General features: G+C 68.6%; 17 protein-coding genes. 7 read left to right on the plus strand and 10 right to left on the minus strand.

The window, feature by feature from the left end; genetic code table 11:
• Nucleotides 1–803, minus strand: an 803-nt coding sequence (locus VML93_RS06515; protein WP_325608859.1) for an aldehyde dehydrogenase family protein, incomplete at its 3' end; no start/stop codon positions are given.
• Nucleotides 804–934: 131 nt separating this feature from the next.
• A complete protein-coding gene (locus tag VML93_RS06520) occupies nucleotides 935–1558 on the minus strand; it encodes a TetR/AcrR family transcriptional regulator (RefSeq protein ID WP_325608861.1) in 624 nt (207 codons plus the stop codon).
• A gap of 122 nt (nucleotides 1559–1680) precedes the next feature.
• Between VML93_RS06520 and VML93_RS06525 the strand changes: the two genes are divergently transcribed.
• Genes VML93_RS06525 through paaK form a run of 7 tightly spaced genes read left to right on the plus strand, consistent with a single transcriptional unit; the run spans nucleotide 1681 to nucleotide 7547 of the window.
• A complete protein-coding gene (locus VML93_RS06525) occupies nucleotides 1681–2481 on the plus strand; it encodes an enoyl-CoA hydratase/isomerase family protein (protein WP_325608863.1) in 801 nt (266 codons plus the stop codon).
• A 2-nt stretch (nucleotides 2482–2483) separates the two neighbouring features.
• Entirely contained in the window at nucleotides 2484–3449 is a 966-nt protein-coding gene (gene paaA / locus VML93_RS06530) for a 1,2-phenylacetyl-CoA epoxidase subunit PaaA (RefSeq protein ID WP_325608865.1), read from the plus strand.
• A complete protein-coding gene (paaB, locus tag VML93_RS06535; RefSeq protein ID WP_325608867.1) occupies nucleotides 3446–3751 on the plus strand; it encodes a 1,2-phenylacetyl-CoA epoxidase subunit PaaB in 306 nt (101 codons plus the stop codon). The genes paaA and paaB overlap by 4 nt, the downstream gene beginning before the upstream one ends.
• 17 nt (nucleotides 3752–3768) lie before the next feature.
• Nucleotides 3769–4677 (plus strand): 1,2-phenylacetyl-CoA epoxidase subunit PaaC, encoded by a 909-nt coding sequence (gene paaC / locus VML93_RS06540; protein WP_325608869.1) that lies wholly within the window; start codon nucleotides 3769–3771, stop codon nucleotides 4675–4677.
• Between the two features lie 5 nt (nucleotides 4678–4682).
• Nucleotides 4683–5198: a 1,2-phenylacetyl-CoA epoxidase subunit PaaD gene (paaD, locus tag VML93_RS06545; RefSeq protein WP_325608871.1), complete on the plus strand. Its 516-nt coding sequence runs from the start codon at nucleotides 4683–4685 to the stop codon at nucleotides 5196–5198.
• 10 nt (nucleotides 5199–5208) lie between these two features.
• Nucleotides 5209–6267: a 1,2-phenylacetyl-CoA epoxidase subunit PaaE gene (gene paaE, locus VML93_RS06550; protein WP_414686292.1), complete on the plus strand. Its 1059-nt coding sequence runs from the start codon at nucleotides 5209–5211 to the stop codon at nucleotides 6265–6267.
• Nucleotides 6264–7547, plus strand: a complete 1284-nt coding sequence (paaK, locus tag VML93_RS06555) for a phenylacetate--CoA ligase PaaK (protein WP_325608873.1) — start codon at nucleotides 6264–6266, stop codon at nucleotides 7545–7547. The genes paaE and paaK overlap by 4 nt, the downstream gene beginning before the upstream one ends.
• On the opposite strand, the gene VML93_RS06560 is transcribed toward paaK, so the two are convergent.
• Genes VML93_RS06560 through VML93_RS06595 form a run of 8 tightly spaced genes read right to left on the minus strand, consistent with a single transcriptional unit; the run spans nucleotide 7544 to nucleotide 14901 of the window.
• A complete protein-coding gene (locus VML93_RS06560; protein WP_325608875.1) occupies nucleotides 7544–8473 on the minus strand; it encodes a DUF1028 domain-containing protein in 930 nt (309 codons plus the stop codon). The two genes, paaK and VML93_RS06560, sit on opposite strands and share 4 nt — an antisense overlap.
• 34 nt (nucleotides 8474–8507) lie before the next feature.
• Nucleotides 8508–8852 carry an SCP2 sterol-binding domain-containing protein gene (locus VML93_RS06565; protein ID WP_325608877.1) on the minus strand — a complete coding sequence of 115 codons (345 nt, stop codon included), beginning with the start codon at nucleotides 8850–8852 and terminating at the stop codon, nucleotides 8508–8510.
• Between the two features lies 1 nt (nucleotide 8853).
• Nucleotides 8854–11262, minus strand: a complete 2409-nt coding sequence (locus VML93_RS06570) for a xanthine dehydrogenase family protein molybdopterin-binding subunit (RefSeq protein WP_325608879.1) — start codon at nucleotides 11260–11262, stop codon at nucleotides 8854–8856.
• Complete coding sequence (locus VML93_RS06575; protein WP_325608882.1) at nucleotides 11259–11756, minus strand: (2Fe-2S)-binding protein; 498 nt, start codon at nucleotides 11754–11756, stop codon at nucleotides 11259–11261. Before VML93_RS06575 ends, VML93_RS06570 begins: the two co-directional genes overlap by 4 nt.
• Entirely contained in the window at nucleotides 11753–12610 is an 858-nt protein-coding gene (locus tag VML93_RS06580; RefSeq protein WP_325608884.1) for an FAD binding domain-containing protein, read from the minus strand. The genes VML93_RS06575 and VML93_RS06580 overlap by 4 nt, the downstream gene beginning before the upstream one ends.
• Before the next feature lie 9 nt (nucleotides 12611–12619).
• Nucleotides 12620–13414 carry an alpha/beta hydrolase gene (locus VML93_RS06585; protein ID WP_325608886.1) on the minus strand — a complete coding sequence of 265 codons (795 nt, stop codon included), beginning with the start codon at nucleotides 13412–13414 and terminating at the stop codon, nucleotides 12620–12622.
• A 39-nt stretch (nucleotides 13415–13453) separates the two neighbouring features.
• Nucleotides 13454–13894 carry a YybH family protein gene (locus tag VML93_RS06590; protein WP_325608888.1) on the minus strand — a complete coding sequence of 147 codons (441 nt, stop codon included), beginning with the start codon at nucleotides 13892–13894 and terminating at the stop codon, nucleotides 13454–13456.
• A gap of 20 nt (nucleotides 13895–13914) precedes the next feature.
• Nucleotides 13915–14901: an LLM class flavin-dependent oxidoreductase gene (locus VML93_RS06595; protein ID WP_325608890.1), complete on the minus strand. Its 987-nt coding sequence runs from the start codon at nucleotides 14899–14901 to the stop codon at nucleotides 13915–13917.
• Nucleotides 14902–14936 lie beyond the last annotated feature (35 nt).

A 14936-nucleotide genomic window follows, 5' to 3' on the forward strand; every position in this document is an offset into this window, starting at 1 on the left:
GGTCCCAGGATGGAGCAGTTCAGCGAATCCGCCTCGGCGTTGAACCGCACACCCCTACCCAGGGCGCTCAGCTCGCAACGAAGCCGAGTCGCGGTCGCGGCGGACCCGGTGAAGGCGACCTGGTCGTGCTCGCCGAGTTCATCGAGCAATCCGCCGGGGCTGGCGCATACCAACTGCAGTGAGCCTTCGGGCAGTAACCCGCTGGCGATCACGCGTCGCACCAGATGCTCGGTCAGGTACGCCGTCTGGTGTGCGGGCTTGACGATCGTCGGCACCCCGGCCAGCAACGCCGGGGCCAGCTTCTCCAGCATGCCCCAGACCGGGAAGTTGAACGCGTTGATCTGCACCGCCACACCGGGCCGTGTGGTGTAAATGTGCTGACCTACGAAAGTTCCTGCGCGGCCGATGGTTTCGGTGCTGCCGTCGAGGTAGATGGTGTCGTTGGGCAGCTCGCGGGCGCCTTTGCCCGCGTAGCTGAGCAGAGTTCCGATACCGCCGTCGATGTCGATGGCAGAGTCGCGTGCGGTGGCACCGGTCGCGAAGGACAGCGGATAGAACTCGTCCTTGCCGGCCATCAGCAGCTTGCCGAGTTGCTTGAGGCAACCGGCACGTTGCGGGAACGTGAGTGCACTCAACGCCGGTCCGCCGACATCGCGGGCGTAGTTGACCGCCGCGGAGAAGTCCAGTCCTTGCGTGGAATAGCGTGCCACGTCGGCCCCGGTGACGGCATTGGCGAGCGCCACGCCCGCATCGTCGGCGGTGACCCACTGCCCCTTCACGAAGCTCTGCAACAACGGCGCCATGCGGTCCGCACCCCTTACCAACCGTCCGTTCGTTCGGTTATTGAGCGGATCCCACTGTGGCAGCCCGCTCAGTCGGCGTCAAGGGCGCGACGGCGGCCCATTGAGTCGGCCGGGTAGTTGACCGACCGGAGTCACGCGCGTCTTGCGGGCCCGCCGCGAAGCCCGTCGAAGAGCAGGCTGACGACTGCGTCGGCCAGCGCGTCGGCGTCGAGGCTGCGGGTCGGCCGGTACCACTCGATGAGCGAGTTGACGGTGCCGAAGATGACCCGGCTGGTCAGGTGCGGGTCGATGTCGGGCCGCACGCTGCCCTCCTCGCACGCCTCCTCGACGAGGCGTCCGACGATCTGGTCGAATTCGCGCCGCCTGGCCAGCGCGCGGCGCTCGACGGTGGTGTTGCCCCGGATCCTCAACAGCAGTGTCACATAAGGCAATTGCTCAACCAGTACGTGAATGCTGCGGCGGACCAGGTACTCCAGCCTGTCGATCGCGGGGCCGGTGGTTGTCTCGGGTTCTGCGGTGGCCGCGAACAAGGCGTCCATCGCGCGGTTCACCGACAACTCCAGAAGCTCGGACTTGCCGCGCACGTGGTGGTATATCGAGGACTTGCTGATGCCCAGCCGGCTGGCCAGATGCTCCATGCTGGTGCCGTCGTAGCCCCGCTGGTTGAACACCGCCACCGCGACCTCCAGCAGCGAGTCCAGGTCGTAACCGGGACGGCCGACCTGGCCGGTGGGGCGAGAAGGCGCGGCAGCCATGCCGCCCATCATCGCATCACTGCGCCCGACGACCGTGCATGCGCGCCGAGGACCCGCGCGACCCTTTGATTTTCTACCGAACGGTCGGTTAATATGATGGAACCTGGCGACGAGGAGCGGCGATGACCGAGACAGCCACTGCGGCGATCAAGTACACCGTCGACGGCGGCGTTGCCGCGATCGTGCTGGACCGGCCGGCGGCCTCCAACGCCCTGGACGGCGCACTGAAAGCGCAGTTGTTGGACGCGCTGTCGGCGGCCGGATCCGATCCCTCGGTGCGCGCGGTGACGCTGACCGCATCGGGCAGGAACTTCTGCGTTGGGCAGGACCTGGCCGAACACGTGGCGGCCCTACGTGCTGATCCGGCGCACGCCATGGACACGGTGGTCCAGCACTACAACCCGGTGATGCTGGCGCTCAATGCTATTGAGGTACCGATCGTGGTCGGCATCAACGGTGCCTGCGTCGGTGCCGGGTTCGGAATCGCGCTGGCGGGCGACATCCGCATCGCGGGAAGGGGCGCCAAGTTCGGGACCGCCTTCTGCGGCATCGGCCTGGCGAGCGACTCCGGTTTGAGCGCGTCCCTGGCACGACTGGTGGGCGAGGGCCGCGCGACCGGCCTGTTCCTGCTCGGCGAAACCCTCGATGCCGACACCGCCCAACAGTGGGGGCTGGTGCACCGTGTCGTGCCCGATTCCGACCTCGCCGCCGAAACCGCCGCGGTGGCAGGCCGACTCGCCGCCGGACCGACCGCGGCCTTCAAGGCCGTCAAAAAGCTGATTGCCGAGAACGCCCACGCCGATCTCGCCGATGTGCTGACCCGCGAAGCCGAATCACAGGCGCTGCTTGGCGCCACCGACGATCACAGCGCCGCGGTGCAGGCATTTCTCGACAAGAAGCGGCCGACCTTCGTCGGGCACTGACGATGGAGACTGAGGAGACGGCGTTGACGCCGACGGCCACCGCGCAACTGCAGCACGAGTTCGATGGGGTCATCGCGACCGGGCAGCGCGTCGAGCCCCGTGACTGGATGCCGGACGGCTACCGCAGCACGCTGATCCGCCAAATCAGCCAACACGCGCATTCGGAGATCATCGGAATGCAACCGGAGGGCAACTGGCTGACCAGGGCTCCGTCGTTGCGCCGCAAGGCCATCTTGATGGCGAAGGTTCAGGACGAAGCCGGCCACGGCCTGTATCTGTACTCCGCAGCGGAGACCCTTGGGGCCGACCGCGCCGATCTGACCGCGAAACTGCTTGCCGGCCAACAAAAATACTCGTCGATCTTCAATTACCCGACCCTAAGCTTTGCCGACGTGGGAGTGATCGGCTGGCTGGTCGACGGAGCGGCCATCTGCAACCAGGTGCCGCTGTGCCGAAGTTCCTACGGTCCCTATGCCCGCGCGATGATCCGCATCTGCAAAGAGGAGTCGTTCCACCAGCGTCAGGGCTACGAGCTGCTGATGACGATGATGCGGGGCACCGAGGCACAGCAGGCCATGGTGCAGGACGCGGTAGACCGGTGGTGGTGGCCGACGTTGATGATGTTCGGACCGCCCGATGCGCAGTCACCGAACACCGGTAAGTCGATGGCCTGGGGTATCAAACGACACACCAATGACGAACTGCGGCAGCGGTTCGTCGATATGACGGTTCCGCAGGCCGAGGTGCTGGGAGTCCGCATCCCCGACGCCCGGCTGGCCTGGAACGAGCAGCGTGGTTCATACGACTTCGGCGAGCCCGACTGGTCCGAGTTCGCCAAAGTGGTCAATGGGACCGGACCGTGCAATCGGGAACGGCTCGCCAATCGTCGGGCCGCTCACCAGGGCGGCGACTGGGTGCGTGCCGCCGCCGCCGAGTTCGCAAGCCGGATCGGGCGGGAAACCCGATGAACAACGATGACCTAGAGGTCGATCGGCAGTGGCCGCTGTATGAAGTGTTCGTCCGTGCGAGGCGCGGGCTCAACCATGTGCACGTCGGATCGTTGCACGCCGCGGATGACGCCATGGCGCTGCGCCGTGCGCGCGAGGTTTACACCCGTCGCAACGAGGGAGTCAGCATCTGGGTGGTGCGCTCGGCGGCCATCACCGGGTCCAGCCCGGACGAGAAGGACCCGTTCTTTGCGCCCAGCGGCGACAAGGTGTATCGGCACCCGACCTTCTACGAGATCCCTGACACCGTTCCGCATATGTGACCGTTGGGAGAACGCCGATGACCGACCTTGACTCTGCGTATGGCGGACTCGTCGACGCCGACTCCCACGACCAGTGGGCGTTCGGGACGAGTTTCACCGACCCGCTGGCCGGCGTGGACACCACCCTCCCCGACGGCTGTGACGGCGCCGACCTCGCCGGCTATTGCCTGATGCTCGCCGACGATGCGCTGATCGCCGCGCAGCGGCTTGCCGAATGGAGCAGTGCGGCACCGGAACTCGAAGAAGAGGTGGCACTGGCCAATATCGGCCTGGACCTGCTCGGCCAGGCCCGACTGCTGCTCGCGCGCGCAGCCGCAGCCGAGCCCGGCGTCGTTCCGGCGTTGCCACCGGGGTCGCCGGTGCCGCCGGAGGATGCGCTGGCTTTCTTCCGCGACGAAACGCAGTTCCGCAACACACGTCTGGTCGAGGGCGACAACGGCGACTTCGCCGTCACCATCACCCGACTGCTGGTGTTCTGCACCTTCCGGCTGGCCCTGTTGCAGCAGCTGCGCGGCTCTCGCGACTCGGTGCTGGCGGCGGTGGCCGACAAGGGCGTCAAAGAGGTGACCTACCACCGCGATTACGCCGCCCGTTGGCTGATCACCCTGGCCTGCGGCACCGGTGAATCCCGTCGTCGCACCGAAGCCGCGCTGCGCACGGTGTGGCCTTACGTCGCGGAACTGTTCAGCACCCATCGGGTCGAGGCCCGCGTCGCCGCGGCCGGCGTCGGGGTCGACCCCGCGTTGCTGCGAACCGAGTTCGATTCGGTGATCGGCCAGGTGTTTCACGCCGCAGAACTGTCCGTCCCGGCGGCGGCGGGGTCCGGCGGCCAGAGCGGTCGGGACGGTGTGCATACCGGGGCGATGGGACGCCTGCTCGCCGAGATGCAATCCGTCGCCCGCGCACATCCACTGGGGCGCTGGTGATCACGATGGCGTGCGATACCGCGCGGCTGGAGTCGGCCCGGGAGGCCGCCGAGCGGGTCCGCGATCCGGAGATGCCGATGCTGACCCTGGCCGACCTCGGGGTGTTGCGTGACATCGGCTACCAGGACGACGGTCGGGTGGTGGTCACCGTCACCCCGACTTACAGTGGTTGCCCGGCCATGGCCACGATCCGCGCCGACCTGGCAGCGGCCCTGTCGGCGGCGGGCCTGGCCGACGCGCGGATCCGAACCGTGCTGAGCCCGCCGTGGAGTTCGGACTGGATCACACCAACAGGCCGGCGCAAGCTCGCCGACCACGGAATCGCCGTCCCCGGGCCGGCACCGGCCCGTCACGACGGGCCGATCCCGTTGACGCTTACGCCATGGGCGCGGAGCATCACCTGCCCACAGTGCGGCTCCGTCGACACCGAAACCGTGTCGGAATTCGCCGCGACGCCGTGCAAGTCGCTGCATCGCTGTCGCGCGTGCGCAGAACCGTTCGAGCGGGTGAAGGAGATCTGAGCTGAGCGCCTTGCAAACCTTTCACCGGCTGCGGGTAGCCGACGTGTCGGCGCTGTGTGCCGACGCCGCCGCCGTCACGCTGGCGGTCCCCGACCACCTGAAAGCCGAATTCGCCTTCCGCCCAGGGCAATCCGTGACGCTGCGGAAGCGCTTCGCCGGTCGCGAGGAACGACGTTCCTACTCGGTCTGCTCACCGGCTGGAGGCGAGTTGCGGATCGGGGTGCGGAAAGTGGCAGGCGGGGTCTTCTCCGGCTGGCTGGTCCGCGACATCCGGCGCGGCGACGAGGTGGAGGTGGCCACCCCGTCCGGCACCTTCGTCGCGCCCACGGACACCGGTGGCCGGCACGTGCTGATCGCCGCGGGATCCGGTATCACGCCCATCCTTTCGATCGCGACTACGCTACTGCGACAACCGGACTCGCATGTGACACTGATCTACGGCAATCGCCGCGCCGATTCGGTGATGTTCGCCGAGGACCTCGCGGACCTGAAGGACAGCCACCGGCCGCGCCTGCAACTCGTCCACGTGCTGTCGCGCGAACACCGCGGATCCGACTTGGTCAGCGGCCGGCTCGACGCGGACCGCATTCGGATCTTGTTGCGGGAGTTGGTGCCTGTCGACGCCGTCGACGACTTCTGGCTCTGCGGGCCGCTCGGCGTGCTGCACGACGCGGAGCGGGTGCTGGGCGAGTTCGGTGTCCCCGACGATCGCATCCACCGGGAGGTCTTCTACGTCGAAGAGACCGCTCCGGCCCCGATTCGGCCCGCCGAGCCGGCGGCGATCGGCCCACACAGCCAAGTCACGATCGTGCTGGACGGCCGCGTCAGCACGCTCAGCCTGCCGCGCAACGCCACGTTCCTCGACGGGGCGCAGCACTTTCGGGACGACCTGCCGTTCGCCTGCAAGGGCGGCGTGTGTGGCACCTGCCGCGCCAAGCTCACGGTCGGCACGGCGGAGATGCGACGCAACTACGCCCTCGAAAAGTCGGAACTGGCAGCTGGTTTCGTGCTGACCTGCCAAGCGGTGCCCACCAGCGACGCCGTCACCGTGGATTTCGACGCGCCATGAGCCTCGAGCCCATCGAGACGGCATCGCGGGACGAGATTTGCGCCCTGCAGTTGCGCAGGCTGCAATGGTCCCTGCGGCACGCCTACGACAATGTGGCGCACTACCGTACCGCGTTCGACGCCCACGGTGTGCATCCCAGTGATCTCAAAGAGTTGAGCGACCTGGCGCTGTTCCCCTTCACCACCAAGTCCGACCTGCGCGCCAACTACCCGTTCGGAATGTTCGCGGTACCGCAGTCGCGGGTGGTGCGGGTGCATGCGTCGTCGGGCACCACCGGGCGGCCGACCGTCGTCGGTTACACCCCCGCCGACATCGACACCTGGGCCAACCTGGTGGCCCGATCGTTGCGGGCCGCCGGCGTGCGCCCGGGTGACAAGGTCCACATCGCCTACGGCTACGGGCTTTTCACCGGCGGCATCGGTGCGCACTACGGGGCGGAGCGGCTCGGCTGCACCGTCATCCCGGTGTCGGGCGGCATGACAGAACGCCAGGTCCAGCTGATCGCCGACTTCGCCCCCGACGCGATCATGGTCACCCCGTCATACATGTTGAGCATTGTCGAGGCGATGCAGGCGGCCGGCATCGATCCGCGCGCGACTTCGTTGCGTACCGGCGTCTTCGGCGCGGAACCGTGGACGGAAGAGATGCGCGTCGAACTGGAAGACAGGTGTGACATCGATGCCGTCGACATCTACGGGCTCTCGGAGGTCATGGGTCCCGGCGTCGCGCAGGAGTGCGTGGAAACCAAAGACGGCCTGCACATCTGGGAAGACCACTTCTATCCCGAGGTCATCGACCCGGACACCCGTTCGGTACTGCCCGACGGCGCCGACGGGGAACTCGTCCTCACCTCGCTGACCAAGGAGGCGTTTCCCGTCATCCGCTACCGGACCCGCGACCTGACGGCGCTGCTACCCGGCACGGCCCGCTCCATGCGCCGAATGCGGCGGATCACCGGCCGCAGTGACGACATGCTCATCGTCCGGGGCGTGAACGTGTTCCCCACGCAGATCGAAGAACGGATCCTCGCCGAGAAGGCCTTGTCGCCGCAGTTCGAATGCGTGCTGGACCGGGCCGGTCGGCTCGACCAGCTGACGGTCCGGGTGGAAAGCCGTCGCGGCGCCACGGCCGAGCAACGCCGGCACGCCGCCGGGTCGTTGACCCGGGAGATCAAGAACCGTATCGGTCTGAGCGTCGTGGTGGTCGTGCTGGACCCGGGTACCATCGAACGGTCCGCCGGCAAAGCCCGAAGGATCATCGACGGGCGGCCGAAAGCCTAACGGGCACCGCCTGTTCCGCGCATCATCGCGACGGCGGAAGGGGTCAGTATTCCGGCGTCGCTCAAGTACCGCAAGAACCGCGGCAGCCGCGCATTGCGCATCGACGCCTCGGCAAGCAGGTGTCGGGCCGCATCGGTCCGTCCCCATCGGGCCTGCACCACCGCCGACCAGAACATCGCCTCCGGGTTGGGATCGAGCACGCCGGCCGCGTCGGCCAGAGACTCGGCGGCCGCGGCGAAATCCGTTTCGCTGCCGGGGTCACCGAAAACGGCGCCGCGTGGATCGAACACCACCCCCGAGACACGGTGGAACGCATCGTCGAGCCGGACCAGCCGGCTGAGCTCCCCGACGGGTTCGGGGTGGTCTTCCACCCGCAGATCGCGAATCAGGCCGTCCCACGGCTCATCGGTGCGCCGGCCGTCGACCACCAGCAGCGCGGCCGATTGGCTACCGCGGATGTCGCCGCCGGCGTCCTGCGCGCCGGCCAGGCCCGCGACGAGTCGGTGCGCGAAATCCCCGTCGGCGTCCTCGAACCCGCGGAGCAAGGCCGGCAACACGTCGTCGTTGTCCAGCATGTTGCCCAGCGCGACCGCGTGATCGCCGACCTCAACACCGGCGGCGCCGATACACCTGGTGCCGCTGTGGGTTGCGATCGTTCCGGCGGCGTCGAGAAAGCCGACCTGCCGGATCTCGCGGTGGGTGTCCTCGTCGAGCAGCCGAGACAGCGCGTCACTCGCCGACCCGCCCGCCCGCAGCAGCGCCAGGCCGCGCGGCCCGTAGGAACGCGCGGCGCAGGCCTGGGTGGCAACCACTCCGACGCCGGCTTCGGCCCATGTCACGGTCGCGCCGACGCCCAGGTAATGCGACTGCGCGGCGACGCCGAGCTGTCCGGTCGACGGGTCGCGCGCCAGCAGCGAGAACGTCATCGGCGGTGGCCGCGTCGCGCGACCCTCGGTGGCATCAGAATTCGGTTTCCTCGCACAGCTGCGCGTAATGCTGCTTGTATTCGGTCGTCTGGGTGAGCGGCATCAGCGCGCCGAGTTTGGCGACATTGCCGGTGACCTTCACCCGGCCCTGCATGAAGGCTGTCGTCGGTGCCAGTTCGCCGCGCAGCATTGCGATCGAATCCGCATACGTGGCCGACATCGTGCCGTCCGCCTTCGGGTCGTCCCCGAGCAGCTGCTCGACGATGCGACCGTTCTGAACATCTGCGTAGTAACGGATTTCGCCCGATTCCGGAGCCTGGGTCAGGCGGTATTGCACGCGGGCCGACGCGCCCGGGCGCGGGCTGAACGCTTGCTGCAACTCACACTGTCGGTTCAGCCATTCCTGCGATGCGTACTTCACGTGATCTCTCCCTCCGTGGGGTTGTGCTGTTGGCGAGGTCCAGGGCGGCGAGCAGCCGCTCGGCCGTGATGGGCAGGGTGTCGACGACCGAGCGAGCCTGGGCGTCACCGATTTCCGCGCTCAGCGCGTCCCGGATCGCGTTTGCCACCGCGGCCGGGATCGGAATCACGCCGCTCTCGCCGACTCCTTTGGCTCCGTTGGGTGAGAACGGCGACGGTGTCTCGAGATGGACCAGCTCGACGGCGGGCACGTTGGCGGGCAGCGGGGGAAAGTAGTCCCACAGCGACTCCACCACCGGCCGGCCGTCGGCGGTGTAGGGCAGCTGTTCGTACAGCGCCGCGCCGATGCCCTGTGCGACTCCGCCGACGATCTGCGCGGCGACCAGGGCGGGGTTGAGCTGAACGCCGCAGTCGTGCCCAAAGACCAAGCGCCGCAAGCCCACCGCCCCGGTGTCACGGTCGATGTCGACCACGACTGCCACCGAGCCGTAGGAGAACGCGAAGCCGGGCGGATCGTGCGTGTAGGACGATTCCAGGCCGGGCTCGAAGTCGGCCGGCAGGTCCCTGGCCTGGTAGGCCGCCGCGGCGACGTCGGCGACGCTCACCCGGTTACCTGACGCGCTGGTAAACGCGCCGTCGGCCTCGTTCAGGGCTCCCGGCTCGATTTCCAGCAGGTGTGCGGCCAGGATCCGTAGCCGCTCGCGCAGCCTGCGGGCGGCCAGCATCACCGCCGATCCGGCGACGCCCGCACCGCGGCTGCCGCCGCTGCCGTATCCGGTGTACGGGCAAGCCAGCGTGTCCCCGTGGACCACCGACACCGAAGCCAGCGGTACGCCCACTTCGTCGGCGGCCACCTGCGCCAGCACCGTCTCCAGGCCTTGGCCCATGGGCACCTGGCCGGTCAGCACCGTGACCAACCCCGATGCGTCCATGCGCACCACGGCGCGATCATGTCCCGCGCTGTTGATGCCCATCATCGCGGCGGTCAGCGACGGACCGAAATTGGTGGCTTCCAGATAACATGCGACGCCCGCACCGACCAGCCGGCCGGCCGCGCGTGCTTCGGCGACATCGCGGCTAAGCTGCTGCCAATCAACGGTTTCGGCGACCAGGTCGAGCAGCTCGCCGTAGCGCCCGCTGTCCAGGCACATCATTGCCGCCGTCCAGTAGGGCAGTTCGTCGGGGCGCAGCAAGTTGCGCCGGCGGATCTCGATCGGGTCGATCCCCAGCAGCCGCGCGCCCTCGTCCATCGCCCGCTCGATTGCGAAAGTGGCCTCGGGCATGCCGAATCCGCGATACGCGCCGATCGGTGTCTTGTTGGTGACCACCGCGACCAGTTCGGTCAGCGCGTCGGGGATCCGATAAGGGCCCAGCACCATGGCGGCGGTCACCACACCGGTTCCCAACCCGACCATGTACGGAGTCGCGCCGCAGTCGAGAAGGACGGTCGCCCGCAGTCCGGATATCGTTCCGTCCGTGTCGAACCCGACATCGAGATCGACCGTCGTTCCCCGTCCGTGCACGGTGGCGATGAACGCCTCCGAGCGGCTCTCGATCCAGCGCACCGGACGACCGACGGCACGAGCGGCGAAGGCCACCAGGGTTTCTTCGATGTAGGCACAGGCCTTGTTGCCGAACGCGCCGCCCAGGTCGGGACACAACACCCTGACCCGGCTTTCGGGCAGTCGCAGGGTGGCCGCCAGCGAGGCCTTGACCTGATTCGGTGACTGCGTCGAGGTCCACACCGTGGCCGACTCACCGGTGATGTCCCACGCGGCGCGCACCCCGCGGGTCTCCAGGGACAGGCCCGCCACCCGGTCGTTGACATAACGTCCAGCCACGACCACCGCCGCACCCTCCAGCGCCGCGGCCGCATCGCCGGCTTCGAAACGGCTGCGGCCGAACACATTGTCCGGCCAGTCGTCGTAGAGCAGGGGCCGGCTGGCGGGGCACGGTTCGACGACGGGCGGCAGGGTTTGGTAGCTGACGTCGACCAGTTCGGCGGCGTCTTCGGCAAGATAGGCGTCGTCGGCCACGACGGCCGCGATCGGCTCACCGACATAGCGAACCCGCTCCGTCGCCAGGCACCAGGTGGGTGCCTCGGCTTGGACCTGGGCGTTCCACATCATGCCCATCGGCTCGGTCGCCGAACGGATGTCGGCGCCGACGAGCACGGCGTGCACCCCGGGCGCCGACGCCGCGCGAGCCGTGTCCACCGAGATGCGGGCGTGCGGCTCCCGGGATCGCACGATAACCAGGTGCAGCTCGCCGGTGGTGCTGTCGTCGGCCAGATACCGCCCGCCTCCCGACGCCAGACGCGTCAGGTGCAGGCCGGGTGGGCAGTCGCCGACGTGCCGCGTGCCGGTCATCGGCTCTGCTCGACAATCGCTGCGGCGACTAACTCTTCGGCCGCGGCCACGATGGACGAGTAGCCGGTGCAACGACACAGGGAGGCGGCCAGGCGATCACGCAGTTCGGCCGGTGTGGGCCGGGCGCCGGCGGCGACTTCGAGCAGCAACTCTTCCAACAGCACGACGTACCCGGGAGTGCAGAATCCGCACTGCAGTGCCCGATGTCGCACCAAGCACGCCTGTACCGGCGACGGGCCCGCCGCGCCGGCCAAACCTTCGACGGTGACGACTTCGGAATCAGCGGCCTGCACCGCCAACGTCAAACACGCTCGCGCCGAACGTGAGTCGATCAGCACGTTGCAGCTGCCGCACAGGCCTTGGCCGCAGCCGATGTGTGTGCCGGTGAGCCCGAGCCGCTCCCGCAGGAAGTCGACCAGTGACATCCGCGGCGGCACGCTCGCCCGGACCGGGCGTCCGTTCACCCGCAGTTCGATGTCCAGCTCGCCGGTCACGGTAGCTCCGATTTCACCCGGTGCAGCAGCCGGGTCACCAGGTGCGCCGCCAGCCGGCGCCGATGATCGCCGGAACCATGCGCGTCGCCGGCGAATTCGAGGTCGGCCGCGAAATCGCGGCCGGCGGCTTCGATCGTGTCGTCGTCGAGTCGCCCCCGGAGAGCGCCGGTGAGCGCCGGTCCCGCCAGCGTCGGTATCTGCCCCGCGCCGCCGACCGCGATGCGCATGTCGGTCACCGTGCCGTCGACGACGTGTGCCTGGACAGCGGCGCTCACCAGCGGTGTATCGCCGGCGCCGCGCAGCGTGACCTCGTCGAAGTGACCAATGCCGGTTGGCCGATGGAAAGTGACGGTGTGCAACAGCTCGTCGGCGCGCAGCGCTGTCCGGTGCGGCGCGACGAAGAAGTCCTCCGCGGCGATCCGCCGGAAACCTTCGGCGGAGACCCCGGCGATCTTGCCTCCCAGGGCGAGCAGGCAGACGCCGAGCTCGGCCGCCGGGTTGGCGTGGGCGAGGCTGCCGCATATCGTGCCGCGGTTGCGGGTGGTCACCTTTCCGACGCGCGGAAGGGCTTGCGCCAGCAGACCGAATCCGCGTAGCGCCGAACACAATTCGCCGGTGCGCTGGGTGACCGCGGCACCGATCTGCAATCCGTGCGGCGTCGGGCGCAGTCCGCGCAATTCGGCGACGGTGGTGATGTCGACCAGGCGGCGCGGTCGCTCCAGCCGTCGGACCAGGCGTGGTAGCAGGCTCTGGCCGCCGGCGAGAACGCGGGTGCCGTCGGGGTCGAGGCTCAGGGCGGCGCACGCTTCGTCGACGGACCTGGCCGCGAGGTAGTCGAACGGTGCTGGGTGCATCGTCGGGGCTCAGCCGGTTCGGACCGGGTCGGTGCGGCACAGTTGCTCGCCGATCAGATCTGCCACCAAAGCCGGATCTTCGAGGTGCAGCAGGTGCCCGCGCCCCGGCAGCACCCGGCAGCGGGTACCGAGCGATTCGGCCAGTGCCACCCCGAGTGCGGGCGGACAGGTGTGGTCGTGCTCGCCGGTCAGCACCAGCGCAGTCGCGTCGACCTGTGCCGCGGCTTCGGCGACGTTCGCCGAAAAGGCCGCCCGCAGGATCAGCTCCGTGGTGCCGGGATCCTTCCCGACGGCCAACCGCACCGCGTCGCGTAGCAGCCTCTCGTCGGCGCCGGCTGCGAAGCTCGCGGTTGCCATCTGCTCGAAGAACGCCGCGGGTCCCCGGCGGTGCAGGTCAGCGACGACGGCGTCCACGTCGACCGTGTCGCCGGCACTGAGCGCCCCGCCGATCGCCACGATCGACGCGACCCGCTGCGGTGACTCGGCGGCCAGCGTCACGCATACCCCGGCGCCGAACGACGCCCCGACCAGATGTGCTCGTGCTATTCCGAGTTCGTTCATAGCGGCCGTGACGTCGGCTGCGTAATCTGCGGCGCCGTAGCACCCGCCGGGCTGCGAGTCGCCGTGCCCGCGCAGATCGACGGCAACCGAGGTGCGCCCGGCGATCCGTTCCATCACCGGTGTCCACTGTTCGGCGGCGCCGTTGATGTGATGGACGAACACCACGGGTGCCGCCGCGCCGTCGCGGACCAACCGCACGCCGGTGATGGTCCCGACCGGACCGGCCACCGAAAACCGCTGCACCGCAATCACTCCCGCCCTAGGAACGAGCAGCGCCGCACATCATCGGCCGCCCATCTGGTTGGGCACGTGGGTGGAGAAGTGCGCATGCACCAGCTCCCACTTGCCATCCCGGCGGCGCCAGATCTCGGTGCTGCGCATCCCGGCGTTGTAGCTGCCCAGGTTTCCGAAATCGGCTTGGTAGTTATTGAGGTAGGTCACCCACGCCGCGTCGCCGACCACCTGGACGCGCTCGTCGCGAAGCTCCGCGCTGACCGCCTGTCCGCCCATGGCCGCCGACAGCATGTCCCACAACGCCGCGATGTGATCCCGGCCCGTATACACCGAGCCGTTGAGGTTGTACCAGACCAGCTCGTCGGGCACCCCAGTCACATGCTCGCGCAGGTAGCTGGAGTCGAGAGGCCCATTGGCGTCGACGAATTCGCGGTGCAGCCGCAGGATCTCCCGGGCGTCGCGGTCAAGCAGGGTATCGGTGTCAGGCATGCCGGTATTCCGTTCTCTGGTCAGGACTTGGCGGTCAGCAGCGGACGGCACTCGGCCAGCTGCCGGATCAGCTCGGGCACCTGGTCCGGGGGTGCGAACGGCGCAACTGCGATCTCGTCGACGCCCGTCTCGGCGTAGGCGGCCAGTGACTCCGCGAGCGCCTCGGGCGGGCATACCATCGCCACCGCATCGACGACCTCGGGGGTGAACACCTTGGCCGCCTCGAATAGACCACCGGTGGCCATGGCTTTCACCAGCGCCCCGGCCGGAATCGCGCCCGCGGCAAGGTATTCGGTGGTCGCCGCGTCGAACGTGGACAGCAACGCGGCCACCTGCATGCGTGCCTTGGGCAGGTCGTCGGTGATGAATGCGGCGACCACTGCGGAGATCCGGAAGCTTTCCCGGGGCCGGCCGGCTTCGGCGAGCGTTGCCTCGACGCGCCGCACGGTGTCGGCCAGATAGGCGCGGGATGAACCGGCGCTCAGACAGACGCCGTCGGCGTAGCGCGCGGCCGTCTCCACCATCCGCGGGCGCACCGCCATGATGTCCAGCGGCGGGGGCGCGGACAGCGGGTTCAGTTTGTACTGCGCGAAACGAAATCCCGGGTAGTCACCGGTGAGGTCGCCGCCTGCGAGTGCCGTCGTCAGCGCCCGGTGTAGTGCGACGGTCGAACTGACCGGTTTGTCGATCGCCCGGCCCAGTTTGGCGATCATCTCCGGCACGCCGGTGCCGATTGCGGCGCGCACTCGGCCCGGGGCGATTTCGGCCAGCGAGGCGAGTTCCATTGCCGTCAGGCCGGGGTGGCGTCCAGCCGTGCTGAGGCCCATCAAGATCACCTCGAGGCGCTGCGTCTCGCGCAGGTAGACCGTCGCGGGGACGACCGCGTCGTGGGCGCAGATGTGTTCGGCGTACCAAACGCCGTCCAATCCGTGCTCCTCGGCGGCCCGGACCGCCGGCAGCGCGGCCAGGATCGAACCGAATCCGGTGAACGACAAACTCAGTCGCACGGCGACGGCACCCTTCTCTCGGCGTCGGTGGGCCT

Origin of the sequence: Mycobacterium sp., from assembly GCF_035499775.1 — a bacterium.
Lineage (GTDB): Bacteria > Actinomycetota > Actinomycetes > Mycobacteriales > Mycobacteriaceae > Mycobacterium.

What these genes read in the sequence shown, in the direction of transcription:
- VML93_RS06520 (WP_325608861.1), bottom strand. Translation starts at nt 1,558, where the DNA reads ATGGCTGCCGCGCCTTCTCGCCCCACCGGCCAGGTCGGCCGTCCCGGT.
- VML93_RS06525 (WP_325608863.1), top strand. Translation starts at nt 1,681, where the DNA reads ATGACCGAGACAGCCACTGCGGCGATCAAGTACACCGTCGACGGCGGC.
- paaA (WP_325608865.1), top strand. Translation starts at nt 2,484, where the DNA reads ATGGAGACTGAGGAGACGGCGTTGACGCCGACGGCCACCGCGCAACTG.
- paaB (WP_325608867.1), top strand. Translation starts at nt 3,446, where the DNA reads ATGAACAACGATGACCTAGAGGTCGATCGGCAGTGGCCGCTGTATGAA.
- paaC (WP_325608869.1), top strand. Translation starts at nt 3,769, where the DNA reads ATGACCGACCTTGACTCTGCGTATGGCGGACTCGTCGACGCCGACTCC.
- paaD (WP_325608871.1), top strand. Translation starts at nt 4,683, where the DNA reads ATGGCGTGCGATACCGCGCGGCTGGAGTCGGCCCGGGAGGCCGCCGAG.
- paaK (WP_325608873.1), top strand. Translation starts at nt 6,264, where the DNA reads ATGAGCCTCGAGCCCATCGAGACGGCATCGCGGGACGAGATTTGCGCC.
- VML93_RS06560 (WP_325608875.1), bottom strand. Translation starts at nt 8,473, where the DNA reads ATGACGTTCTCGCTGCTGGCGCGCGACCCGTCGACCGGACAGCTCGGC.
- VML93_RS06570 (WP_325608879.1), bottom strand. Translation starts at nt 11,262, where the DNA reads ATGACCGGCACGCGGCACGTCGGCGACTGCCCACCCGGCCTGCACCTG.
- VML93_RS06580 (WP_325608884.1), bottom strand. Translation starts at nt 12,610, where the DNA reads ATGCACCCAGCACCGTTCGACTACCTCGCGGCCAGGTCCGTCGACGAA.
- VML93_RS06590 (WP_325608888.1), bottom strand. Translation starts at nt 13,894, where the DNA reads ATGCCTGACACCGATACCCTGCTTGACCGCGACGCCCGGGAGATCCTG.